Annotated in this window: 26 protein-coding genes (2 of these 26 running past the window's edge); 24 read left to right on the forward strand and 2 right to left on the reverse strand. The window is 41.4% G+C overall.

Going from position 1 to position 22,500, the window contains the following annotated elements; translation table 11 throughout:
* On the reverse strand, positions 1-286 hold the 5' portion of the coding sequence (locus CLV95_RS07280; RefSeq protein ID WP_002729886.1) for an LIC_11502 family protein. Its footprint begins 107 nt before the window's first position; the window shows 286 of its 393 coding nt (coding positions 1-286); it begins with the start codon at positions 284-286; its stop codon lies beyond the left edge, outside the window.
* A gap of 20 nt (positions 287-306) precedes the next feature.
* Between CLV95_RS07280 and queG the strand changes: the two genes are divergently transcribed.
* Complete coding sequence (gene queG / locus CLV95_RS07285; RefSeq protein ID WP_002728409.1) at positions 307-1,239, forward strand: tRNA epoxyqueuosine(34) reductase QueG; 933 nt, start codon at positions 307-309, stop codon at positions 1,237-1,239.
* A 115-nt stretch (positions 1,240-1,354) separates the two neighbouring features.
* Here queG and CLV95_RS07290 read toward each other — a convergent pair whose 3' ends face one another.
* Entirely contained in the window at positions 1,355-1,969 is a 615-nt protein-coding gene (locus tag CLV95_RS07290) for an LON peptidase substrate-binding domain-containing protein (RefSeq protein WP_078313304.1), read from the reverse strand.
* Positions 1,970-2,032: 63 nt separating this feature from the next.
* Between CLV95_RS07290 and rfaE1 the strand changes: the two genes are divergently transcribed.
* The 23 genes from rfaE1 to CLV95_RS07405 all read left to right on the forward strand — a co-directional run.
* Complete coding sequence (gene rfaE1 / locus CLV95_RS07295) at positions 2,033-3,046, forward strand: D-glycero-beta-D-manno-heptose-7-phosphate kinase (protein WP_002728536.1); 1,014 nt, start codon at positions 2,033-2,035, stop codon at positions 3,044-3,046.
* A gap of 2 nt (positions 3,047-3,048) precedes the next feature.
* The gene (gene rfaE2, locus CLV95_RS07300; RefSeq protein WP_002728534.1) at positions 3,049-3,525 is read left to right on the forward strand and encodes a D-glycero-beta-D-manno-heptose 1-phosphate adenylyltransferase; all 477 of its coding nucleotides are present in this window, start codon (positions 3,049-3,051) and stop codon (positions 3,523-3,525) included.
* Positions 3,526-3,626: 101 nt separating this feature from the next.
* Entirely contained in the window at positions 3,627-5,249 is a 1,623-nt protein-coding gene (locus tag CLV95_RS07305; protein WP_002735692.1) for a CTP synthase, read from the forward strand.
* Positions 5,246-6,109, forward strand: a complete 864-nt coding sequence (gene kdsA / locus CLV95_RS07310) for a 3-deoxy-8-phosphooctulonate synthase (protein WP_002728390.1) — start codon at positions 5,246-5,248, stop codon at positions 6,107-6,109. Before CLV95_RS07305 ends, kdsA begins: the two co-directional genes overlap by 4 nt.
* Positions 6,110-6,120: 11 nt before the next feature.
* Positions 6,121-6,699: an LPS export ABC transporter periplasmic protein LptC gene (lptC, locus tag CLV95_RS07315; RefSeq protein ID WP_002735760.1), complete on the forward strand. Its 579-nt coding sequence runs from the start codon at positions 6,121-6,123 to the stop codon at positions 6,697-6,699.
* Positions 6,696-8,066 (forward strand): LptA/OstA family protein, encoded by a 1,371-nt coding sequence (locus tag CLV95_RS07320; protein ID WP_002735816.1) that lies wholly within the window; start codon positions 6,696-6,698, stop codon positions 8,064-8,066. Before lptC ends, CLV95_RS07320 begins: the two co-directional genes overlap by 4 nt.
* Positions 8,067-8,075: 9 nt before the next feature.
* Positions 8,076-8,801, forward strand: a complete 726-nt coding sequence (gene lptB, locus CLV95_RS07325) for an LPS export ABC transporter ATP-binding protein (protein WP_002728388.1) — start codon at positions 8,076-8,078, stop codon at positions 8,799-8,801.
* A complete protein-coding gene (gene rpoN, locus CLV95_RS07330; protein WP_107694902.1) occupies positions 8,798-10,219 on the forward strand; it encodes an RNA polymerase factor sigma-54 in 1,422 nt (473 codons plus the stop codon). Before lptB ends, rpoN begins: the two co-directional genes overlap by 4 nt.
* A 3-nt stretch (positions 10,220-10,222) precedes the next feature.
* Entirely contained in the window at positions 10,223-11,179 is a 957-nt protein-coding gene (gene hprK, locus CLV95_RS07335; RefSeq protein ID WP_002728395.1) for an HPr(Ser) kinase/phosphatase, read from the forward strand.
* The gene (locus CLV95_RS07340; protein WP_010579011.1) at positions 11,160-11,423 is read left to right on the forward strand and encodes an HPr family phosphocarrier protein; all 264 of its coding nucleotides are present in this window, start codon (positions 11,160-11,162) and stop codon (positions 11,421-11,423) included. Before hprK ends, CLV95_RS07340 begins: the two co-directional genes overlap by 20 nt.
* Positions 11,424-11,436: 13 nt before the next feature.
* Entirely contained in the window at positions 11,437-13,227 is a 1,791-nt protein-coding gene (locus tag CLV95_RS07345) for an LIC_11548 family sensor histidine kinase (protein ID WP_002728560.1), read from the forward strand.
* A gap of 6 nt (positions 13,228-13,233) precedes the next feature.
* The gene (locus CLV95_RS07350) at positions 13,234-14,574 is read left to right on the forward strand and encodes a sigma-54-dependent transcriptional regulator (protein ID WP_002728439.1); all 1,341 of its coding nucleotides are present in this window, start codon (positions 13,234-13,236) and stop codon (positions 14,572-14,574) included.
* A complete protein-coding gene (locus CLV95_RS07355) occupies positions 14,567-15,412 on the forward strand; it encodes a hypothetical protein (protein ID WP_002735700.1) in 846 nt (281 codons plus the stop codon). The genes CLV95_RS07350 and CLV95_RS07355 overlap by 8 nt, the downstream gene beginning before the upstream one ends.
* Complete coding sequence (gene priA / locus CLV95_RS07360; protein WP_002735794.1) at positions 15,409-17,352, forward strand: replication restart helicase PriA; 1,944 nt, start codon at positions 15,409-15,411, stop codon at positions 17,350-17,352. Before CLV95_RS07355 ends, priA begins: the two co-directional genes overlap by 4 nt.
* A 1-nt stretch (position 17,353) precedes the next feature.
* Positions 17,354-18,301, forward strand: a complete 948-nt coding sequence (gene fmt, locus CLV95_RS07365; protein WP_002728407.1) for a methionyl-tRNA formyltransferase — start codon at positions 17,354-17,356, stop codon at positions 18,299-18,301.
* Complete coding sequence (locus CLV95_RS07370; protein WP_002735704.1) at positions 18,298-19,293, forward strand: PASTA domain-containing protein; 996 nt, start codon at positions 18,298-18,300, stop codon at positions 19,291-19,293. The genes fmt and CLV95_RS07370 overlap by 4 nt, the downstream gene beginning before the upstream one ends.
* Complete coding sequence (rpe, locus tag CLV95_RS07375; RefSeq protein ID WP_002735741.1) at positions 19,290-19,934, forward strand: ribulose-phosphate 3-epimerase; 645 nt, start codon at positions 19,290-19,292, stop codon at positions 19,932-19,934. Before CLV95_RS07370 ends, rpe begins: the two co-directional genes overlap by 4 nt.
* Positions 19,935-20,163: 229 nt before the next feature.
* Positions 20,164-20,430: a 30S ribosomal protein S16 gene (rpsP, locus tag CLV95_RS07380; RefSeq protein ID WP_002735842.1), complete on the forward strand. Its 267-nt coding sequence runs from the start codon at positions 20,164-20,166 to the stop codon at positions 20,428-20,430.
* Positions 20,430-20,660: a KH domain-containing protein gene (locus CLV95_RS07385; protein ID WP_000391865.1), complete on the forward strand. Its 231-nt coding sequence runs from the start codon at positions 20,430-20,432 to the stop codon at positions 20,658-20,660. Before rpsP ends, CLV95_RS07385 begins: the two co-directional genes overlap by 1 nt.
* Positions 20,653-21,183, forward strand: coding sequence for a ribosome maturation factor RimM (gene rimM, locus CLV95_RS07390; protein WP_016749567.1), 531 nt, complete (start codon positions 20,653-20,655; stop codon positions 21,181-21,183). The genes CLV95_RS07385 and rimM overlap by 8 nt, the downstream gene beginning before the upstream one ends.
* Complete coding sequence (gene trmD / locus CLV95_RS07395; protein WP_002735861.1) at positions 21,173-21,841, forward strand: tRNA (guanosine(37)-N1)-methyltransferase TrmD; 669 nt, start codon at positions 21,173-21,175, stop codon at positions 21,839-21,841. The genes rimM and trmD overlap by 11 nt, the downstream gene beginning before the upstream one ends.
* On the forward strand, positions 21,838-22,248 hold the full coding sequence (rplS, locus tag CLV95_RS07400; RefSeq protein ID WP_002728553.1) for a 50S ribosomal protein L19: 411 nt from the start codon (positions 21,838-21,840) through the stop codon (positions 22,246-22,248). Before trmD ends, rplS begins: the two co-directional genes overlap by 4 nt.
* An 8-nt stretch (positions 22,249-22,256) precedes the next feature.
* Positions 22,257-22,500, forward strand: partial view of a ribonuclease HII gene (locus tag CLV95_RS07405; RefSeq protein WP_002728468.1) — the 5' portion only. Its footprint extends 428 nt past the window's final position; only the first 244 of its 672 coding nucleotides appear in the window; its start codon is at positions 22,257-22,259; its stop codon lies off the right edge, out of view.

The raw sequence follows: 22,500 nt of genomic DNA on the forward strand, positions 1-22,500 counted from the left end.
TCGTATCGATTGAATCCGTAACCTCTATTGTTTTTAAAACTTCGGAGCGTAGTTCGGAAAAAATATATTTATGATTTATATAAAAAGGTTTTAAATCCCTTTCGTTAAAACCTTTTAATGCACCAAGGATGGAAGCAAATACAATTTGTTTTGCAAGTTTGTCCTTAGGTAAAAGGGTTAGACGAATCGCTGCAATTACATCCGAATACGAGAGAGGGGATCGATCAGGGATCAATTCAAGATCGGTTTTGGGAAATTTGATTCTTTCGGATAATTCTTTTTGCATACTAAGTATTTATCAAATTCATGATCGAAAGTAAAGAAATAATTTCCGAGTTCAAAACTTTGATTAAAAACTCTGGTTTTGATTTGTATGGAATTTGCGACGCAAAAATTCCACAAGAAGACAAAGAAAACATTCTTACTTGGGTTCAGGAAGGAAAACATGGGAAGATGGAATGGTATCCGAAAAACATGGATCTTCGTTTGGATTTTAAGAATCTCGGTTTTGAACCTCGATCCGTAATCGCGCTCGGAACGATCTACAACGATCCTGATTACGACGATGTCGCATTAACAATGTCCTATCGGTTTTCAAGATATGCCATTGGTGAAGATTATCATAGGGTTTTAAGAAGACTTGCAAAACCGCTCCTACAACAATTAAAACAAAAATACCCGAATCATCATTTCAGGCAAGGAGTGGATTCTTTGCCGGTACCGGAAAAGGTTCTCGCTAGAATGGCCGGACTCGGTTGGAAGGCGAAGAACACGAATCTTATTCATCCGGACTTTGGATCCTTTTTTTTTATCACTATCATTCTCACTGATTTGCCGATTTATACGACTCAAATCCAAGTCAAAGATCGTTGTGGCACGTGCACTGCTTGTATAGATGCATGTCCTACTGGCGCTTTAAAACCTTATCAAATCGACGCGGGAAAGTGTATTTCTCATCATACGTTGGAAGATCCTTCGGAAAAAATTTCCGATACACATGGCTGGCTTGCGGGCTGTGATATTTGTCAGGATGTTTGTCCTTGGAATCGTGTAAAAGCCAGTAAAAAAGGGATCCGAACGAATGTAGAAGAATTTAAAGTTCGATCGTATTTTAAAAGGAATTCGGATTTTCTATTATCTCTTAATGAGCAGGAATTCAAAGAATACTTTTTTGACTCCGCAATATCACGTATGAGTTTTCAAATGTTCCAAAGAAATATAAAGATGATAAAGAAATGATTTGAAGGGTTCTGAATTGTATTTCGATTGATAAAGGATAGGTTTGGCTTTGAAATTCTGAATCCTTATGCCGTCCGTCATGGATAATAAAAAAATACCTTGGAATCTGAATTTTTCATTCTCTCAAATTGAGTTCTTCTACAATTTCCATCAAAATCTTCGCTTTCTCCATAGGATTCGGGTCCACAAGGATTTCTTGTTTTTTAGAAAATTCGAAGTTGAGAATGGAAGCAATAAAGTCGATTGGGAAAGGATGAGTCACGAGTTCATTCATTCTAAGAATCAAGTCTTCTCCTGCACCCTCAGAGAGAAGAATTCTTTTCGTCAGAAACAAAAGTCTTTCGAAAGTCTTCTTAAAATTTTCGTCTTTTAAATATTCAAAGTCCGGTTCTATCTTTTCGATTTTCGCTACCCGGAACGGTTCCACCGTTTCGTAATCGATCAGTTTAGCGATTCCCTTTCCTTCCAGAAGAATATTGGATCTTCCATCGGGAAGGGGATCTCTTCGGATAATCTTTCCCCAACCGAATACGGTTTCGATTTCAGGATGTTTGGAAAGATTTTTTGATTTTGTAGGAAGGATGGGAGCTATGGCCAATTCTTCATTCGATTCCATACAATAGTCGAGCATCAATCTGTATCTAGGTTCAAAAATATGGAGAGGTAAGTATGTCCCGGGGAATAAAATGATTTCCGGCAGTGGAAAGATTGGGACAGTAATGATTGACACGGGAAGGCTACTATAACTGCTTAGAGAGAAACCGTAAATCAAAATCCCAAGGATCGGTAGAATTTGTACTATTTGAATAGAGATCGTTTTCTGACCTCAACCACGCGTCTCAAAGATTTAAAGATCATCGTGATCGGAGATTTCATTTTGGACGAGTATCTCATCGGAGAAGTGAATCGAATTTCTCCGGAAGCTCCCGTCCCAGTCGTTTGGGTTCGTAAGGAGAAGATCACATTAGGCGGAGCCGGAAACGTAGTGAAGAACTTATCAAGTTTAGGTGTAAAGTCTATCGTTCTTGGAAGAGTCGGAAACGATGAAAAAGCGAAAAGTCTTTCTAAACTTCTCGCGAATGAGAATACGGATGAAAGCCAAAATTTTCTGATCGAATCTGAGGAGATACCGACGATTTTAAAAACAAGGGTGATCGCGGGACACCAGCAAGTTTGTCGAATCGATAAGGAAGAACTAAAACCGATCAATCAAAAAGAAGAAGAACTACTACTTGAAGCATTTTTGGAAAGAATCGACTTCGTAGACGCGGTAATTCTTTCCGATTATGATAAAGGAACCTTAACACCGAGAATCATCCGGGAAGTATCTAAAATTTGTTCGGATAAAAAAAAGATCGTGACAGTGGATCCCCAGGTGAGTCATTTTTTTCTGTATCAAGGTGTAAGTATCCTCACTCCGAATCACCACGAAGCGGGTAGAGCGATCGGAAGAAAATTGGAAAACGATTCCGAAATCTTAAACGCAGCACGGGAAATTTCCGAAAAACTTTCCTGTTTTTCTTTAATGATCACAAGAGGAGAAAAGGGAATGAGTTTATATCTTTCTTCTCAAAAAGAAATCTATCATATTCCAACCGCAGCGAGAGAAGTCTTTGACGTAACCGGAGCGGGGGATACAGTCATCAGTGCTTATACAGCCTATTATGCAGCGGGTCTTAGCGAGTTGGATGCAAGCGTGGTAGCAAACGCTGCGGCGGGAGTTGTAATTGCAAAATTAGGAGCGGAAACCGTGACTTCCGAAGAATTGGATCTTTCTTTGCAATCTATGGGAAGTTTTCAAAAGTAAAGATGGATTTGAAGACCCGTATTGTTCCTTGGGAAAACGTAGCGATTTTTGCGAACCGAATTCGAGAAAATCGAAGGATTGTTTTCACCAATGGATGTTTCGATTTGATCCACAGGGGTCACATTACGTATCTTTCCCAGGCTCGAGAACTCGGGGATTTTCTCTGGATAGGGCTCAATGCGGATTCTTCCGTAAGACGTCTGAAAGGAGAACAAAGACCGGTGGTCCCTGAAGACGACCGAGCGATTCTTCTTTCCAATCTAAGATTTGTGGACGCGGTGACTATTTTTTCTCAGGAAACACCGCTCGAACTGATCCGTCTCATCAAACCTGCGATTCACGTAAAAGGGGGGGATTATAAGGTAGAAGATTTGCCTGAAACGTCTATCGTCCGCGAATTCGGCGGAAAAGTCGAAATATTACCTTTCGTACCCGGAAAATCCACTTCGCTTCTAATCGAGAAAATCCTGAAACTCTAAAACGTATCGTCCCATTTTTTTAGAGACAGAATTCTTGGAAATTCCGGTTTGAATTTCAAGAAACACTAAAAAACTCTGTTCTTAAAAGGCGGGAGTACAAGTTGTCGAGAACTAAGTTTATCTTTGTCACGGGAGGGGTGAGTTCCTCACTTGGAAAAGGGGTCACAGTTGCGGCTCTGGGTTGTTTATTGGAAAGTAGAGGATACACGGTCTCTCTCCAGAAAATGGACCCTTATATCAATATCGACCCGGGAACCATGAGTCCCTATCAACATGGAGAAGTTTACGTAACCGCAGATGGAGCGGAAACCGATTTGGATCTCGGTTACTACGAACGTTTCACTCATTCCAAACTGTCCCGCAAAAATTCTGTATCCACCGGTCAAATTTATAATACGGTCATTCAAAGAGAAAGGAAGGGGGATTACCTGGGTCGTACAGTTCAGGTAGTTCCTCATATTACGAATGAAATCCGAAATCGGATGTACATCGTCGCCAGAGAGGAAAATCCAGATTTTATCATCGTGGAGATCGGTGGAACCGTGGGCGACATCGAATCGATTCCGTTCTTAGAAGCGATTCGCCAGATACGTTACGAACACGGAAGTTCGAACGTGTTATTCGTGCATCTTACTTTGGTTCCAACGATTACCGCTGCCGGGGAAGCGAAGACAAAACCGACACAACATTCGGTCAAAGAATTACTCGGGCTTGGAATTCAACCGGATATCCTAGTGTGTAGGGTTTCTCAGCCCATGACGAAAGAGATGAAGAACAAACTATCTCTTTTTTGTAACGTAAAAGAAGAAAACGTAATCTCTGCGAGTGATATATCCACATCCATCTATGAAATTCCTAAAATGTATAAGGAAGAAAAGTTAGACGAAGTAGTTCTCAAAACGATGGGAATGGAACTTAGGGAATCCAATTTTTCTGAATGGGATAAGATGATAAGGAGACTACTCGCCACAAAACAAACCGTTCAAGTAGCGATTGTAGGAAAATACATTTCTTTACAAGACGCATATCGTTCCATCTATGAAAGTCTTTCCCATGGCGGAATCGCTTACGATACCAAAGTGGAATTCGTCAAAATCGATCCTGAAAATTTAAATAAAGACAATGTCCAAAGTTCTTTGAAGAACGTTCACGGGGTTTTAGTCCCGGGTGGCTTCGGAGATCGTGGAATCGAAGGAAAAATTCTCGCGATCGAGTATGCAAGAACGAATGGAATTCCTTTTTTCGGAATCTGTCTTGGAATGCAATGTGCCGTCGTAGAATATGGAAGAAACGTTTTGAAACTCAAAGACGCCAATTCAACCGAAATCAGGCCGGACACGGAATATCCGGTGATATCGCTTTTGGAAGAACAAAACGATATTGAACAGATGGGCGCAACGATGAGGCTCGGTTCTTATCCTTGTAAAATTAAAAAAGATACTCTTTCGTATTCTGAATACAAATCGACACTCGTCCACGAACGTCATAGGCATAGATTCGAATTCACCAACCGTTATAGAAAGCAATACGAAGAAAACGGAATGGTGATTTCGGGTACTTCTCCGGACGACAGTCTCGTAGAGATCGTGGAAATTCCGAAACACAATTGGTTTGTAGGGGTTCAGTTTCATCCCGAATTTCAATCCAGACCTACAAAGCCTCATCCCTTATTTGCTGGATTTATCCGTGCGGCCGTGAAATACTCAAAGAAAGGATCATCATGAGAGACAATACCTGTACTAAAAGAGATTTTCTAAACGGAAGTAAGATTGGAGGAGACGAACCTTTCTTTTTGATCGCCGGTCCCTGTGTGATGGAGAATCGGGATCTTCTGGACCGTGTTTGTGCAGAGATGATCGAAATCTGCGACGAATTAAAAATTTCTTATGTTTTCAAAAGTAGCTTCGATAAGGCGAATCGTTCTTCCGTAAACTCTTATCGCGGACCGGGGCTTACGGAAGGCATTCAAAATTTAGAATATATCAAAAACAAATACAATGTTCCTGTTCTTACGGATATTCACGAAACACATCAGATCGCTCCTTTAAAAGACGTGATCGATATCTATCAGATCCCCGCTTTTCTGTGCAGACAGACCGATCTCATAGCCGAGTCGGCCAAAACCGGAAGATGGGTGAACGTAAAAAAGGGACAATTCCTCGCTCCTTCCGATACGAGGCATATCGCGGTAAAGATGAAGGAATCGGGGAATGACAAGTTGCTTGTGACCGAAAGAGGTACTTCTTTCGGTTACGGTAACTTGATCTTTGACGGAAGAGCGATTCCGATCATTCACGGATTCGATATTCCTCTTATATTCGATGCGACTCATTCCGCACAACTTCCCGGAGCAGCCGGAAATAGCACGGGAGGGCAAAGGGAATTTATTCCGAGCATTCTTCGCTCCGCGGTTTCCCTCGGGATAGAAGGAGTTTTTATGGAAGTACATCCCGATCCTCAAAAGGCTCTTTCGGATGCGACGACTCAGTATCCTCTCTCCCGGATTAAAGATCTTTTAAAAGAAATGATCGGTCTAGATCGTTATGTCAAAAAAGAGATTCTCGTTTCCAGAAGCGAATCGTAATCGGATCTGTCATGAAAAACAGGATTAACAATCGGATTTTTTTTCTTCCGGTTGTTTGCGCCTTTTTCATATTAACATTTTATTATTGTAAGAAGGTAAATTACGAACGGGTTGAAAAGGAAAAAGAAAGTGGCTCTTCTATTTCGATTCGGAACTTTAAAAGAAAAGCGTACGACGTAAGCGGTCAGCTTCAGTGGGAGTTAAGAGCGGAAGAATCCTACGTCTATGTAAATGAGAATAAAACAATATTCTACAATATTGATTTCGACCAGTATGAAGGTGGAAAGTTCAAATCCAAACTTTTAGCCGAAAAAGGTGAAATCAATCATAAGACAAGATTGATGTTCCTGGAAGGTAAGGTTTTTCTGAGAACCGACGACAATAAAACTCTCGTTGCCAAGGCGATGGAATACAACATGGATACGAAAAAGTTGGTGTCCGATTCGGAAGTAACCGTAAGCGCGGACGGAACCACAATCCGTGGAATCGGGCTCAGAGCGGATAAGGATTTAAATAAGTTCACTATCCTAAAACCGAGTGCGATTACACAGGGAGGTACCAATCCGTTGAAAGCGGCTGGCTCCCTATGATTCGCAAATTTCTCGCTTTCCTATGCATTTGTATTACGTTTTTTCCATATTATGGAAACGTAAAGCCTCCGCTTCTGGTAGGAAGCGAAACCGCAGACAGAAAATTCGTGAACGTTTTTCCGGAAAATCCGGAAAAAAAGGATGCGACTTCGAATTTCCCGACTTTTTGGGGAGGCTCTTCACTGACCCAAGAGGACAAGGCCGTTTCCGGTTTGAAAATTACGGTCTTTATCTTAGATGGAGGCGCTTGGATTCAACACAAAAAGGTGAAACTTTCCGCGAACCAAATAGAGATTTACGGTAAGGACGCATTCAAAGGTTTTTTACGAGGTGGGGTAGTCGTTCAAGACGGTGATAACGGTGTGACTCTTCGCGCGGGAACGGGTGAATACGATAAGCTTGAAGAAAAGGTTACTATTAAAAATCGTCCCAGACTTTTCCACACGGACAAAAGCGGGGTTAAAACCGTCATTTCCGCAACGTTCATCGAAAGAAATCTCGCTAAGAAGACGACCCTTTTGAAGGAAAACGTAATTATCGCTCATCCACAAATTACCATTCTCTGTAAACAGGCCTTGTTCGAAGAGGATTCGGATAAGATCGTGACGGATCCGGATCCGATTCTCATTGCAAAAGATCGTTATCTCACCGGAAAACAGCTCACATTCTATACGAATATCAATAAAGTGGAATTAGCAGGAGAAAGTATTCTCTTTCAGAATTATACGGAGAAAGAAGTCGTAGATAATAAAGGCGGAAAAGGTCCTTTAAATACGGAGGAAAAAATCAAAAAAGAAGTCACAAAAGTTGCAATCTTCAAAGGAGATCAACTTGTAAGCGACAAGGATGAAAGCGGAGAGACGAGAGTTGGTCTGTATGGAGACGCAACTATCTATCGCGGTAATTTGAAAATGAATGCGGAAAAGTTAGTCAGTTATGGGAAAAATTCCTCTAAGATAGAAGCCAGAAATCAAATTACGGTTCACGATCGAGAAAACGCATTGATCCTCTCTGGGAATGTCCTTGACTACTTTGAAAACGACCAGTACATTCATTTGACTGATTCCGGAAAAATTGATTTTTTAGATAAAAAAACAGACGAGATCACGAGTACAATGACCGCAGTCGAGTTTGAGCGGTTTATGGATAAGAATGAAATCGTAATCCGAGGAAATGTTCTCATAGAGGGAAAGGATTCTTCCGCAACGGGAGAATATGCCACGTATTTTGAAAAAGAGGAAAAAGTATTTCTTGAGGGAAATCCGATTCTAAGAAAAAACGGCAGAGACATTCATGCAGGAAGGATAATATTCTTTCCAAGAGAAGGTCGAACCCTTTTAACCGACGGAATCGATCCCGGAAAGTGATCTGAGTATATGAGTAAAACCTTTCGAATGGATAACCTTATCAAGGTCTACAACAAAAGAAAGGTCGTAGACGGAGCCAGCTTCAATATCAAAAAAGGGGAAGTGGTCGGACTATTAGGTCCGAACGGAGCCGGTAAGACGACTTCTTTTTATATGTCGGTGGGTTTCGTAAAACCGGATTCCGGTAAGGTCTACATAGACGGACAAGATGTTACCGAATCTCCGATGCATATCCGTGCTAGACTCGGAGTCGGCTACCTCGCACAGGAAGCCTCCATCTTTCGCAAGTTGACCGTTGCGGAAAATCTGGAAGCGATTTTGGAAACGATGAATCTTTCCAGAACCGAGATTATAAAACGAAGAGACGAACTTTTGATCGAGCTTCAGATAATGAGAGTCGCTAATCAAAAAGGTTATACTCTTTCGGGTGGGGAAAGGAGGCGTTGTGAGATTGCAAGAGCACTTGTCACCAATCCGGACTTCATTCTTTTGGACGAGCCGTTTGCGGGTGTGGATCCGATCGCAGTGAAAGACATTCAGACCGTGATCGGGTCTTTGAAAGAAAGAGGACTTGGAATTCTCATTACGGATCATAACGTCCGTGAAACTTTGAAGATTACGGATCGTGCATATATTATGTATAGCGGAAGAATTTTGATTTCCGGTTCCACTAACGATCTTGTAAACGATCCGGAGACGAGAAGAATCTATTTGGGCGAGGATTTTACACTGTGAATCTTAGTCAGTCGCTGGTTCAAAAACAAACTCAAAAACTGGTGATGACCCAGGATTTAAGACAGTCCATAGAACTTTTACCCTTGTCCACTTTGGAACTTTCAGATCGAATCAACTCCGAACTTGTGGAAAATCCGATGCTTGAGGAAGAGTATGTTTCCGAAAGAAACAAAACTCCCGATCTCTATAGCCGAGACGACCTAAGAAGAAAAGAGAAGAACGACTTTCTCAAAAATTCGGACGTGACCTGGCAAGATCATTTTTCCTTGGACAAAGCAGGTAGTTTCGGTTCGGATGCTTCCGATCGAAATCAGAAATACATCGAATCTTCTCCTGAAAGAAGTTCCTTGTCGGAACACCTTCTTTGGCAACTCAGGCTTTCTAGTTTAAAGCCGGAGGAAATTTCCATCGGAGAAATGTTAATTTCCATGCTTGATGATCACGGATTTATCACGATTCCGATCTCAGATCTCTGCAAAGAGATGAAACTGAACAAAAAAAAAGTGCGTAAAATCTTGGATCAGATTCAGAGATTGGATCCGATCGGAATCGGAACTAAGAATGTCCAGGAAACTCTTCTTATCCAAGCACAGATCGTAAAACCGGAAGATCAAAAGCTTCATACTCTCATTCGAGATCATATCAAAGATCTAGAGAAACTGGATTATAAGTCGATTTCCAAAAAGATGGAAATTTCTCTGGAAACTGTGGAGTCCCTCGCATCTGAAATCAAAAAATTGGAACCTTATCCCGCTACTCTTTACACTCCAAACAAACCGGATTACGTGATCCCTGATGTGATCGTGAGAGAAGTGGAGGGGGAATTTGATATATACATCAACGATGAATGGATACCCCGCCTTAAGATCAATAAAGAATATAAGAATATTCTAAAGAACGCAAAAGAGTCGGATAAAGAATACATCACGTCTAAACTCGGTTCGGCCGAATGGCTCATCCGTTCCGTAAATCAAAGAAGGCAAACCTTGTTTAAGGTCACTTCCGCAATTATAGAAATGCAAACCGAGTTTTTTCAAAAAGGGATCCAATATATAAAACCTCTGACTCTCAAAGACATTGCCGAAAAATTGGAGATGCACGAGTCCACTATTTCCAGAATCACTTCCAACAAATACGTTCAAACTTCCAGAGGAATCATGGAATTAAAGTGGTTTTTTTCCTCCGGAGTTCGTTCTTCCGAAGGTGGGATCGAATCTTCTAAAAAAATTCACGATCTTATTCGAAATCTCGTCAAAGAGGAACAATCCGATCGTCCTTTGTCCGATCAGGAAATCGTGGAAGCGATCGGGAAACAAGGAATCGAAATCGCAAGAAGAACGGTTGCCAAGTACAGAAAGATCTTAAAAATTCTTCCTTCCAGCCAAAGAAAAAAAGTCAAATCTCTGGAGTCCAGATAATCCATGTCAATGCCAGGAATCAACGTTTCTAATCTTCTCAATGAACACGAGGAGTTAGGTTTACGTTTGCTCGCGGGAGAAAAAGGACTTACCAATCGAATCAATATGTCCGAGATCAATCGACCCGGACTTTCTCTTACCGGGTTTTACGAAAGTTTTGCGCATGATCGGATCCAGATTTTTGGAAAGGGGGAGTGGGCCTACATCACTTCCAGAATTCCGGAAGATTTAAAAAACATAGCCGCGGATTTTTTCAGCTTTCATCTCAATTGTATCATCTTCACACACGGAAACATGCCTCCTCCTATTTTTACGGAAAACTGCGAAAGACTCGCAATTCCTCTAATGATTTCAGACGTTTCCACTCATAAATTCATCACTCTTATTTCCGGGATTTTGGATCGTAGTCTCGCGCCAAGGACCATGAGACACGGAGTTTTGATCGAAGTTTTCGGGATTGGAATTCTTCTTTCCGGAAAAAGTGGAGTAGGTAAAAGCGAAACCGCTCTCGAACTTATAGAAAGAGGACACCGGCTTGTCGCGGACGATATGGTTGAGATCAGAAGACTTTCGGAAAGTTATCTCATTGGAACCTGTTCTGATCTTCTGAGACATCATATGGAAATTCGTGGATTAGGGATTTTGAATATTAAAGATATCTTCGGGATCGGCTCGGTAAGAGACCATAAACTTATAGAACTTATCATCCGTTTAGAGGAATGGACCGAAGATAAGGATTTCGACAGAACGGGACTTGAAAATCCCACGGAAGAGCTTTTGGGTGTTCAGATTCCTCTTATTCGAGTTCCGGTCAAGCCAGGAAGAAATATACCGATCATCGTGGAAACCGCCGCCATGAACCAACGTCTGCGTAAACTGGGTAAAAATGCGGCGCAAGAATTCAATCAAAAGCTGAGTAATTATCTACAGCAGGGTAAAGTTGAAAGAAATTCTCCTTAAAATTAATGAAAACGGTACCGGGATGCATGCAAGACCCGCGTCCGTATTTGTAAACTGTGCGTCCAAGTTTCCTTGCGAAATCACGGTCGTCAAAGACGAGGTTGTCGTAAACGGAAAAAGTATCATGGGACTCATGATGCTCGCTCTTGCGCCCGGAAATGAATTTAAAATTCAGGTCGAAGGCGAAAAGGAAGACGAAGCCTTGGAGGCTCTCAGTAATATCGTAAACAACGATTTCGTTTAACAAATTCAAATCCATGAACGATGAAACTAGATATTATCTAAGGGATTTACTTGTCTTAGGTTTGAACATTTTGCTTTCCGTGATTCTTGCTGAAACGTTTCAGTTTTCGGATCAAAACTCCATATCGGACGATATAGGGTTCTTAGACAGAATTGTGGCTTATATCTTCTTTTTTATTCCGCTTTTTTCTCTTTCGCTTCTTATCTCTTATTTTTATAGGAATAAACGTAATTTAGAGACGGGCAGACTAAAGAGTTCCATTAGATATCGTCTAACGTTATCGTTTATCTTCGTCGCACTTCTTCCTTTATTGCCGATTTTATTTCTCTCCTCCAACGTCACCGGAAAACTCTATGAAAGGTTCTACGGAATCGATATAGAAGAAGCGCTTTTGTCCGGTGAAACCTTGATTTTAAACGAAGAAAAACCTAAAAAAAAATTACTCGTTGAAAAAACGCGTCTTTTGGAAAGTTTTCTGAGAATACAACCCCTCAACTTGGAATCCTTGGTTGCAGGAGCTTCTAAACTCAATCTGATTCAAAGTGACGAGTTCTACGTAGGCATTTACGAGAATGAAAAACCGATTTTAGAAAATCGCGTTTTGAAATACAAGCCATTGGAAAAAAATTTCAAGTCCTTCTCGAAAAATTCGAGTTGGAGGGAATTTTCAAGTTATCGTCCGGACTATTGTATGTATTTCATCCGAGTTCCGTTTCCCGCCGGAAATTACAATCTTCAAACAGGGATTAGAATCCATAAAGAAAAGGAGAGGAACGTATATTCCGTGATTTCCACAAGAAGGAATTACGATCGCGCGGATCTAACCAAGGAAAAACTTCCATACCGAATTCGTCTAACGTTTAGTATTATCACGGTTTCTATTTTTTTACTTGCGATTTATTTTTCCCTTCTTTTTGCGAGAAAAATTTCCAGACCGATCATAGAGTTAGCAAATGCGACTCAAAAGATTTCCATGGGAGATACGGATATCAATCTCGAAATCCGAGAGGCCGGAGAGATTGGCGCTCTTATCGACTCTTTTAATCAGATGGTTAAGGATCTGAAATCGAAAGACGAGGAGCTTATGCAAAGCCAGAGAATTGCGGCATGGAAGGAAGTCGCGCAGAGAATGGCGCACGAAATCAAGAATCCTCTAACTCCGATTCAACTTTCCGCGGAGAGAATTCGTAGAAAAATGAAATCGGAAAATAAGGAACAATTCTACGAAATCGTTTCAACCGGCACTGATACGATCATCAAACAGGTTCGTGTATTGGAGCACCTCGTGAACGAATTTTCAGATTTTGCTCGTATGCCTACTCCGAAACTAATCAATCAGAACCTGGAACCGATCATTCTTGAGGCTGTAAAACTTTTCGAACATACTCCGCAAATCAAAATCACAACAAGTATTTCAAAGGGTTTTCCTCAATTATTTTTGGATCAAAAAGTCATTCTGAGGATTCTCACCAACCTTATTAAAAATTCCATGGAAGCCATCGAAAGAAAACGGGAAAAGGAGGAATTATCCGATTATATGGGATTGATTTTGATCTCCGCTTCTATGACAAGAAAGATCATGAGAAGAGTTGCAGTGATTTCAATCGAAGATAATGGAATCGGAATTTCGGCGGAACTGAAACAAAAAGTTTTTGAACCGTATTACTCGACCAAAAATAGTAATACTTCCGGAATTGGTTTAGCGATCGTTCAAAAAAGTGTGATTGACCACAATGGTCATATTTCTGTAGATTCTTCTCGTATGGGTGGGTGTCGTTTTCAAGTTGAACTTCCCGTATCGTAACCGATCATGAAAATTTTTATCGTCGATGACGAACCCGAAATTAGAAAATCTCTGAAGGAAATTTTAGAAGACGAAAATTTCGAAGTGGAAACTTTTTCCACAGGCAAAACCTTACTCAAACAGCTCAAAAATGAAAGACCTTCTTTGATTCTCTTAGATGTATGGTTAGGCAAGGAAGACGGAATCGTCGTTTTGGATGAATGCAAAAAACTTTATCCGACTCTTCCTGTGCTTATGATTTCCGGACATGGAACGATCGAAATCGCAGTCTCGGCTACCAAAAAAGGAGCCGTTGATTTTTTGGAAAAACCTCTTTCCATTGAAAAAGTTCTCCAGGCGATCGAAAATGTAATCAAACCGGAGGAAAAATATTCCTCTATTAAATTAGAATATGATGAAATTCTAGGAAACTCTCCCGCGATTCAAAAAGTAAAGTTTGCGATTGCTCAGGCCGCTTCTACAAACGCTCGAGTTTTTATATACGGAGAGAACGGGACCGGAAAGGAACTCGTAGCAAGAACCATATTCAAAAATTCTAAACGCAAAGACTTACCTTTTGTCGAAATGAACTGTGCCGCAATTCCGGAAGAGCTTATCGAGTCCGAATTGTTCGGGTTTGCAAAAGGAGCTTTTACGGGGGCGACCGATTCCAGGATCGGAAAATTTGAAGCTGCCAACGGAGGAACCCTGTTTCTCGACGAAATTTGCGACATGTCCTTGTCGACGCAGGCAAAGGTTTTACGAATTCTCCAGGAACAAAGATTTGAAAAATTGGGAAGCACGGAGACGATCACGGTGGATGTTAGGATTATTGCCGCGACCAACATCCCGGTGGAAGAGGCGATTCGAGAAGGAAAGTTTAGAGAAGACTTATATTATCGATTGAACGTGATTCCGATTACAATTCCACCTCTTCGGGAAAGAACCTCCGATATCCCGTTGTTAGTGGACTATTACATATCTAAAACCTTGGAAGAAAACAACCTACCTCCGAAGAAAATTGAATCCGAGGCGATTTCCATTCTTCAAAATCATTTTTGGCCGGGAAATATTCGGGAATTGAAAAACGTTATGGAAAGGCTTTGTATTATGACGGTGGCCCCCACGATTGCCGCAAACGACGCGAGAGATGCACTGAAAGGTTTCAAAACAGCAAATGAAATGGTGGAGTTAGGAGATTTTCGAAAAGCGAAGGAAGAATTTGAAAGGCAGTATATTATAAAGACGTTACAGACTAACGAAGGCAACGTGACTAGAACCTCCCGAGTTCTCGGAATAGAACGTTCTCATTTATACAGAAAGATGAAGTCGCTTAACATTTCTTCGGATCAGTACACGGATGGATAAAAAGATTCTCTCCGAACTCGGAAGAATTCTGGGGGATCTCCGTTTTTTGATTCAAAAAAAGCAGATTCCGGTCCTACGATTTTCGGGAGAACAACCTCCGGAAACTACGGAACTCATTTGGAAAGAAGAGATCTGGCTTCCTTCTTCTCAATCTCACGATCTTGAATTGGAAGCGACTGGAATCCAGGTTCGAAGAGTCGCCAAAACGGCGGAGAGAAATTTCGTATGTAAACTTTGTTCTGAACGGATCAGTGCAGTCCGTAATTTTATAATCAAAGGACGGAAACCTATATTAGTACTTCATTATACGGGAGAAATCGTCCCTGGGAAGCCTGCATTTTCCAAAACCTCTCCGGATCAAATTTTTAGAACTAAAGAAGCCGAAGAACTTTTCGGGAGAATGATTCAGAAACAATTCGGATTCAACCATAGAGAATTTTATTATCAAGAATATCCGGCTTGTATTTTCGCTCATTCCAAGTCGAATGCAGAAGACTGGAAGATCAGAACCGAAAAGTGCGAAGTTCAAGTCAAAGAAACGATCGATTCCGAAAAAATCAAAGGAATTATTCTTTTGGGAACGAGCGCGATCGCGGTCTATGGAAAAGAAAAAGCCCTTGAGATGATGGGAAGAACATTAGACTTTCTTCCAGGGGTGCCGATGATCGTTCTCAGATCTCCCGAAGCGATTGCGGCAATCGAAACCAAGCGTAAAAATTTCAAGGGAGCTAAGGATTCTTTTGAATTTGAGACGATCAAAAAAGAGGAGATCTCGGTTAAGGAAAGTATCCTTTCTCAACTCTCTCTTTTCCAAAACAAACTCAAGGATATACTTTGATTTATTACGCCGAAGTTGCGTTTGATCTTCCGGTCGAAGAAGATACCTTCACGTACGAAGTTCCGCAGAACACCCCAATCGGAGTCCGCGTTTTAGCAAAACTCAGAAACAGGGAAGAAGAAGGAATTATCGTATCGATTCACCAAAACGAACCGAATTATAAGGTTTTACCGGTGGTAAAAATTATAGATAAAGTCCCTATTGTCCTCGGGGAACAAATTGATCTTGCGTATTGGATGAAGGATCAATACATCGCTTCTCTCGGAGAGTGTATCTACAAGATGATTCCCGCGGGAAGAAGACAGGTTAAACTTGAAGTATTTCCTTCGGATTCAGAAGGTAAACCCGTAACGTTAAACGAAGAACAGGAAGTCGCAACTCAAAATATACTTTCCACTTTCGGGCAAACTGCGGTTCATCTTCTATTCGGAATCACAGGTTCGGGAAAAACGGAAGTGTATATCCATCTGATTCAAAAAGCGCTTGAAACTCCGAATCGTTCCGTGATTCTACTCGTGCCTGAAATCAGTTTAACGTTTCATATTATCCGGAAGTTGGAGCTTATCTTTCCGGGACAACTAGCTGTACTTCATTCCGCACTCAAGATCTCCGAGAAGTTCAAGGCATACAACGAACTTTTAAGCGGTAAAAAAAGAGTCGCGGTCGGAACGAGAAGCGCAGTCTTTGCTCCGGTTTCAAACCTCGGCCTTGTCATCATCGACGAAGATCATGATTCTTCGTTTAAGGAACATTCAAGTCCAAGATATCACGCACGTCAGGTTGCGATGCAGAGATGTAAAACCAACAACGCGGTTCTTGTGATGGGAACCGCGACCCCCTCTTTGGAAATCTATCATCTCGCCAAGGAAAAAAGAATTTATCTGCACACTCTCACCAAAAGACCGGAAGGGGTTTTACCCCCAACGGTGCGTATCGTGGAAAATAAAAAGGAGTCTAACGTTATCAGTTCCGAACTTTCTTTCGAGATCAAACGAAGACTGGATAAAAAAGAACAGGTGATTCTTCTTTTGAACAGGAGGGGGTATAGTCCTTTAATCCACTCTTCTTCGACTTCTTCCTATGTTCCTTGTCCAAATTGTACTACAAATCTTTGTTATCATAAAAAAGGGACTGCGGTTTGTCACCTTTGCGGACATACCGAAAATCTGGATTCCTTGGAAAAAAGAATGGGGGAGCGATTTACACTGAAAGGAACGGGAACCCAGAAATTGGAAGAGAATCTTTTAGAAGCGTTTCCCCAAGCGAGAGTGGAACGTTTGGACCAGGATTCCATCCAAGACAGGAGTTTGTTAAACGAAGTGATCGCCCGATTACTTGGGGGAGAAATCGATATTCTCACCGGGACACAGATGATTGCAAAAGGGCTCGACGCTTCGCAAGTGACTCTAGTGGGGGTTTTGAACGCAGGGATCGGTCTTGGACTTCCGGACTTTAGGGCCAACGAAAGAGTTTTTTCCCTTTTGACTCAGGTGGCCGGAAGGGCGGGGAGATCGAAACTCAAAGGGGAAGTTTTGATCGAAACGAACGCTCCCAATCACCCTGTGATTCAAATGGCGACAAGTCAAAACTATATTCAATTTTATGAATCTGAAATTCCGGTAAGAAAAGAACTTTTTTATCCTCCGTTTTCCAGGCTTGTCCGTATCGTTTCCAGATCCAAAGACGAACGGATTTCTCTTGAAACGATCGAACTCGTATTTGGAGTTCTCAAAAAATTTTTTCCTTCCAAAGATACGGTTTTACTCGGACCTGCGCCTTGTCCTTTTTATAGAATCGATTCCAATTTCAGGAATCATATCATTCTCAAAACCACTTCTCCGGGCAATTGGAGGGAAATTTTTAAAAAAGAAGTTCGTCCTCTGAAACTTTCGAAAAAAGTGTATTTAGAAATTGATTTCGATCCTTTGGATCTGGTGTAACATGAAAATCGGATACTTTGGAACTCCAGAACATTCCGCAAAACTTTTAAAAGCTCTGATCGATTCTACACTTGCTGAAGTTTTGTTTGTCGTTACCAATCCTGATCGTCCGAAAGGGAGGAATAAAAAAACCGAAGCCGGTCCGGTAAAAAAAACCGCGCTTGAACATCATATTCCCGTATTTCAATACGAATCTATTAAAAGGGAAAAAGAAAAAGCCCTTTCTGACTTCGGCTCTTTTCCTGCGGATCTCTATGTGGTCTTCGCCTATGGATCCATTCTTCCCAAGGAAGTATATGAGTGTCCGCCTTTGTCTTCCATCAACTTGCACGGATCTTTGTTGCCGGATCTGCGTGGAGCTTCCCCCGTTCAAACCGCACTTTGGAAAGGTTACAGTGCATCCGGGATCACGATTCAATACATCGGGGAGAAAATGGACGAAGGTGATATTCTTTTATCTCAGAAGATCGACATCATCCCGGAGGATAATACGGAAACCTTGATGAATAAAATCACAGATGCAGGAATCGAATCGATTCTTCGATTATTGAAGGCATATGATGGAAAACCGTTTCCTGCCATTCCTCAAAATCACGCTAAAGCGACGTATTGCGGAAAAATCAAATCGGAAGATAGAATTTTAGATTGGTCTCTCGGGGCGGAGGAACTGCACAATCGAATCCGAGCCTTATACCCAAATGCGATTGCAACAACTCGGTTTCGCGAAAAAAGAATAGGCATTTTAAAAACAAAACTCTCTTCTTTGTCTATCGAATCGAATCCGGAACCTGGCAAGTTGAAACGGTTGGACAAAAAAGGCCTTCTTACGCAGTGTGGTGATGGTAGATTTCTGGAAATTCTGGAATTACAACCGGAAAATAAAAACAGGATGTCTGCATCCGATTTTCTCAACGGTTTCAGAATCCAGGAAGGGGAAACATTCGGGTGAATCAGGAACAAATCAAAGAAAAGTATCTTCCGATCGGAGGTTACATCTTATTCTTAGCGGTCGGTCTCCTTTTATTTTTTAGCGCAGCTTTCCTAATCGTATTCATAAGAACCAAAAATACGGTCAAGATAATCGTTCCGGATCTGATTGGAAAATCCTATCCAGAAGTTCACAACGAATTAGGCCGTCTTCAATTGAAAGTACGTCTGGAAAACAAACGTTATCCGGATAAGACAGACGGAATCATTCTTTATCAATCCATTCGTCCTGGAAGAGAAATCGAAGCTGGAAGCAAGATTGTTCTAACCGTAAATACGGGACTCGATCGTTTGATCGTCCCTGACGTAAGAGGCCAGTCCATTGATTCCGCAAAAGCAAATCTTCAAAAAGTTCTTTCCGGAGAAACGTATGTCGAAATGCAAATCGGCGGAATTACTTACATTGAACCGCAAGCGGATCAACTTCCGAATACGATCATCGATCAAATTCCGGAACCGGGAAAGAATACTTCCGCAAGAGAAAAAGTGTTCTTACTCGTAACCAAGGTTCCATCCAAGACTAAAGAAGAGTTTTCTCCTGTCTCTTTCCAAGGTGCGTCCTTTCCGCTCGTTCAAAAAAGTTTAACTCGTTCGGGAATCAAGAGCAGAGTGGAAGAAATCGTAAACACCCGAGTTCGTTCGGAAAACGGACTTGTTCAATCGGCAAGATTAGAAGGGGACGAGGTTCGTTTTAAGGTTTATTACTTCGAACCCGAACTTGCAATTGAAAGCGGTTACGAAATGTTTTCTTACGAAGTCGGAGATGATGGGGACTACAAAGCGGTTCTCGAAATTCCCAATCAGGAAGAGCCGGATGTGTTGACTCTTCCGATCGCTCTTAAGGACGGCGAAAAATTTCAGACCGTATTTTATCGGAAAGAAAACGTAAAGCTGACTCTCTTGGATACGTCTGATTCAAAAGTAAAATCCAAATCCTACGAGAGCGAGCTTTGAAAATATCCGCATCCATTCTAGCGACAAAGCTGACTGAACTAGGAGAAACCGTTCCTTACTACGATCCGAATGCGATCGACTTGATGCACATGGACGTGATGGACGGAAACTTTGTTCCTCAGATCAGTTTCGGAGAAGCGCTCAGTAAAGAAGTTAAGGCCCTTACAACCATTCCATTGGACGTACATCTGATGGTTTCCAAACCGGAAAATCACGTTCCTAAATATTATGAACTGAATCCTTATTGTATCACATTTCACATTGAAACCACTGACTTCCCAGTGCGACTTGCTCAGGAAATCAAAAGTCATGGAACAAAAGTGGGAGTTTCACTAAACCCGGGGACTTCGGTTTCCACTTTAGAGAATGTTCTTCCTTATGTGGACCTGATACTTTTGATGACGGTCGAACCGGGTTTTTACGGACAAAAATTCATCGTAAATGGAATGGAAAAAATCCGAAAAGCGAAAGAGTTGATCCATACTAGACCGATCGAACTTGAAGTGGACGGAGGGGTCAACGATACCAATATCCAGGAGTTAAAGAAGAATGGAGTGGATATCGTAGTCGTCGGAGCTGGTCTTTATAAGACAGGAAAACCTATGGATAATGCGAGAAACCTAAAATCCTTAGCAAAGTAGTAGCGACTCATTCAATCGGAAATTTTTCAACCTCTAAAGAAATCTTTTGAAAGTTTTACGTCTCTTGCATTTCTATTCCGGATTGTATTTGAGTTCGTTTCATCTTGATTCTTACAGGATGTTTTCTTGACAGAGGGACAAACTAACCAATATTGGTAAGAATTATGCATTCTTTATTTCGGGTGTCTATGATTCGAAGCAGTAGAATGACTTAAAAGGAAAACATCCCTTGGTAAAGCTTAGATTACAAAGAACTGGAACCAAACACGACCCTCATTATAGAATTGTCGCAGCCGATAGTAGAGCACCTAGAGACGGAAAATTTGTGGATATCGTAGGTCATTACCACCCGGCTCAGATTAAAGAACAGACTACCTTTCATAAGGAAAAAATTCTTACCTGGCTAAAAAATGGGGCTCGACCGACTGAAACCGTTCTGAACCTGTTTAAGAGCGCAGGAATCTGGGCAGAATATAAAACCGCTCTTAAAAAGTAATGGAAGAATTACTGAAGTACATTGTTGCTTCTCTCGTTGAATTTCCAGAAGAAATTGTAATTCGAGAGATTGAAGGAGAGGAACAAAATATCATCGAGCTCCGCGTTTCCCCGAAGGATGTGGGAAAAGTCATTGGTAAAAACGGCCGTATTGCAAAGTCCCTGCGTGCGATTCTTACTGCAGCTTCCGTAAAAGCAGGAAAAAACTTCTCTCTAGAGATCATTGACTGAAGGGTGGATTTCCCTCGGTCAATTGGGCAAACCCTTTGGAATCAAAGGATGGCTTCGTTTCAACGTTCGGGATTCCATTCTTACGAAGGTTAAACTTCCAGTTCGATTAAAACTGGGTAAATCCGATCCCAATTTCCCCGAAACAGAAATTATTCTCTTAGAAATCCGTCCACATAACGGAAAGTTTGTTGTTCGTTTTGAAGGAATCGCCACTCCCGAAGAAGCAGAAAAGTGGGTTGGAGGAATTCTTTTTCTGCCTCAAAACCTTCTTCCGAAAATCGAAACTAAGGACGAATTTTATGTCAGAGATCTTATAGGTTTACAAGCGATCGATGAATTCGGAAAGAGCCTAAATTGGAAACTGACGGATATACAAGAGAATCCGGCACATCCGATTCTTGTCTTTTCGAAATCAGAAGAGGAGGAAATTCTCATTCCTTTTTTGCATGTTTTTGTGGGGGAACTGAATCTGGAAAAAAAGACGATCGTATTGATACAACCGGAGCTTTGGAATGAAGTTTAATTTCATCACACTTTTTCCTGAAAAGATCCAATCTTATTTCTCGCAAGGACTGCAGCAAAAGGCGATTGAGTCCGGGATATTTTCTATAAACACGATCCAACTCAGGGATTTTTCGGGAAACAAACACAATCGAGTGGATGATACGATTTACGGAGGGGGACCGGGGATGCTTCTTCGAGTGGAACCGATTCACAAGGCACTTTTATCTTTGGGAGAGAATAAAGGAATTGTTATTTTAACTTCTCCGTCGGGAATTCCGTTTCATCAAGACATCGCCAACAAATTAAAAGAAACCGGAAAACCTCTCACATTCATTTCCGGTTATTACGAAGGTGTGGATCACCGTGTTGCGGAACATCTAGTTGACATGGAAATGTCTCTTGGAAATTATGTAATATCTGCCGGGGATTTAGCCAGTATTTGTATAGCAGATGCTGTGTCCAGGCTTCTGCCTGGTTTTTTAGGGGCAGGGGAAAGCCTTCTGGATGAGTCTCATAATTATCCGAACGTTTTGGAATATCCGCAGTTCACGAAACCCTCGGAATACAATGGATGGAAAGTTCCTGAAGTGCTACTTAGCGGCAATCACGCTTCGATTTTAGCGTGGAGGGAACAAAATAGAAAAAAGATCGATCCCGATCAAGAGAGGAAATTATGAATCAACTTTTAAGAAAAGTATTAACTTCGGACGCTGAAAGAAAACAAAATTTCGCGGTAGGGGATACTGTTAAAGTACATTATAAAATTGTTGAGTCCGGAAAGGAAAGAGTTCAAGTTTACGAAGGTGTCGTAATTTCCATCGCAAACGAAGCAAACGGAAGAACTTTCACTGTTCGTAGAGTTTCCTACGATATCGGAGTAGAAAGAATCTTTCCTTTATTTTCTCCAAGAATCGCCAAGATAGAACTCATTCGTAAAGGGAAAGTAAGAAGAGCAAAACTCTATTATCTGAGAAACTTATCTGGAAAAGCGGCTCGCATCAAAGAACTCAAAGGCAGTAAAGCCCTTGTAAGTGAAGATAGAAAAAGGCAACAAGAGACTGCTGTAAAATCAAAAGCAGAATAAGCCGGGTTTTGCCGGAGTCGTTTTTTACTCATTTTGAACCGGAAGAATACCGGTTTTATTCGGAGTCGATTCCTTGTGGAATCGACGAAGCCGGAAGAGGTCCTTATGCAGGACCTCTTTCTGTTGCATTGGTCTCTTTTTCTCAAAATACGCTTCACCAAATCCTGGAAGGCAAACTTCTTAAAGGATTAACGGATTCTAAAAAACTTTCCGAGAAAAAGCGAGAAGCACTTTATCCGGAAATTTTAAAAA

This window comes from Leptospira borgpetersenii serovar Javanica (assembly GCF_003046425.1).
GTDB lineage: Bacteria > Spirochaetota > Leptospiria > Leptospirales > Leptospiraceae > Leptospira > Leptospira borgpetersenii.

What these genes read in the sequence shown, in the direction of transcription:
- hprK (WP_002728395.1), top strand. Translation starts at nt 10,223, where the DNA reads ATGTCAATGCCAGGAATCAACGTTTCTAATCTTCTCAATGAACACGAG.
- queG (WP_002728409.1), top strand. Translation starts at nt 307, where the DNA reads ATGATCGAAAGTAAAGAAATAATTTCCGAGTTCAAAACTTTGATTAAA.
- CLV95_RS07350 (WP_002728439.1), top strand. Translation starts at nt 13,234, where the DNA reads ATGAAAATTTTTATCGTCGATGACGAACCCGAAATTAGAAAATCTCTG.
- CLV95_RS07345 (WP_002728560.1), top strand. Translation starts at nt 11,437, where the DNA reads ATGAACGATGAAACTAGATATTATCTAAGGGATTTACTTGTCTTAGGT.
- lptB (WP_002728388.1), top strand. Translation starts at nt 8,076, where the DNA reads ATGAGTAAAACCTTTCGAATGGATAACCTTATCAAGGTCTACAACAAA.
- rplS (WP_002728553.1), top strand. Translation starts at nt 21,838, where the DNA reads ATGAATCAACTTTTAAGAAAAGTATTAACTTCGGACGCTGAAAGAAAA.
- CLV95_RS07355 (WP_002735700.1), top strand. Translation starts at nt 14,567, where the DNA reads ATGGATAAAAAGATTCTCTCCGAACTCGGAAGAATTCTGGGGGATCTC.
- CLV95_RS07320 (WP_002735816.1), top strand. Translation starts at nt 6,696, where the DNA reads ATGATTCGCAAATTTCTCGCTTTCCTATGCATTTGTATTACGTTTTTT.
- CLV95_RS07385 (WP_000391865.1), top strand. Translation starts at nt 20,430, where the DNA reads ATGGAAGAATTACTGAAGTACATTGTTGCTTCTCTCGTTGAATTTCCA.
- trmD (WP_002735861.1), top strand. Translation starts at nt 21,173, where the DNA reads ATGAAGTTTAATTTCATCACACTTTTTCCTGAAAAGATCCAATCTTAT.
- rfaE2 (WP_002728534.1), top strand. Translation starts at nt 3,049, where the DNA reads ATGGATTTGAAGACCCGTATTGTTCCTTGGGAAAACGTAGCGATTTTT.
- lptC (WP_002735760.1), top strand. Translation starts at nt 6,121, where the DNA reads ATGAAAAACAGGATTAACAATCGGATTTTTTTTCTTCCGGTTGTTTGC.
- kdsA (WP_002728390.1), top strand. Translation starts at nt 5,246, where the DNA reads ATGAGAGACAATACCTGTACTAAAAGAGATTTTCTAAACGGAAGTAAG.
- fmt (WP_002728407.1), top strand. Translation starts at nt 17,354, where the DNA reads ATGAAAATCGGATACTTTGGAACTCCAGAACATTCCGCAAAACTTTTA.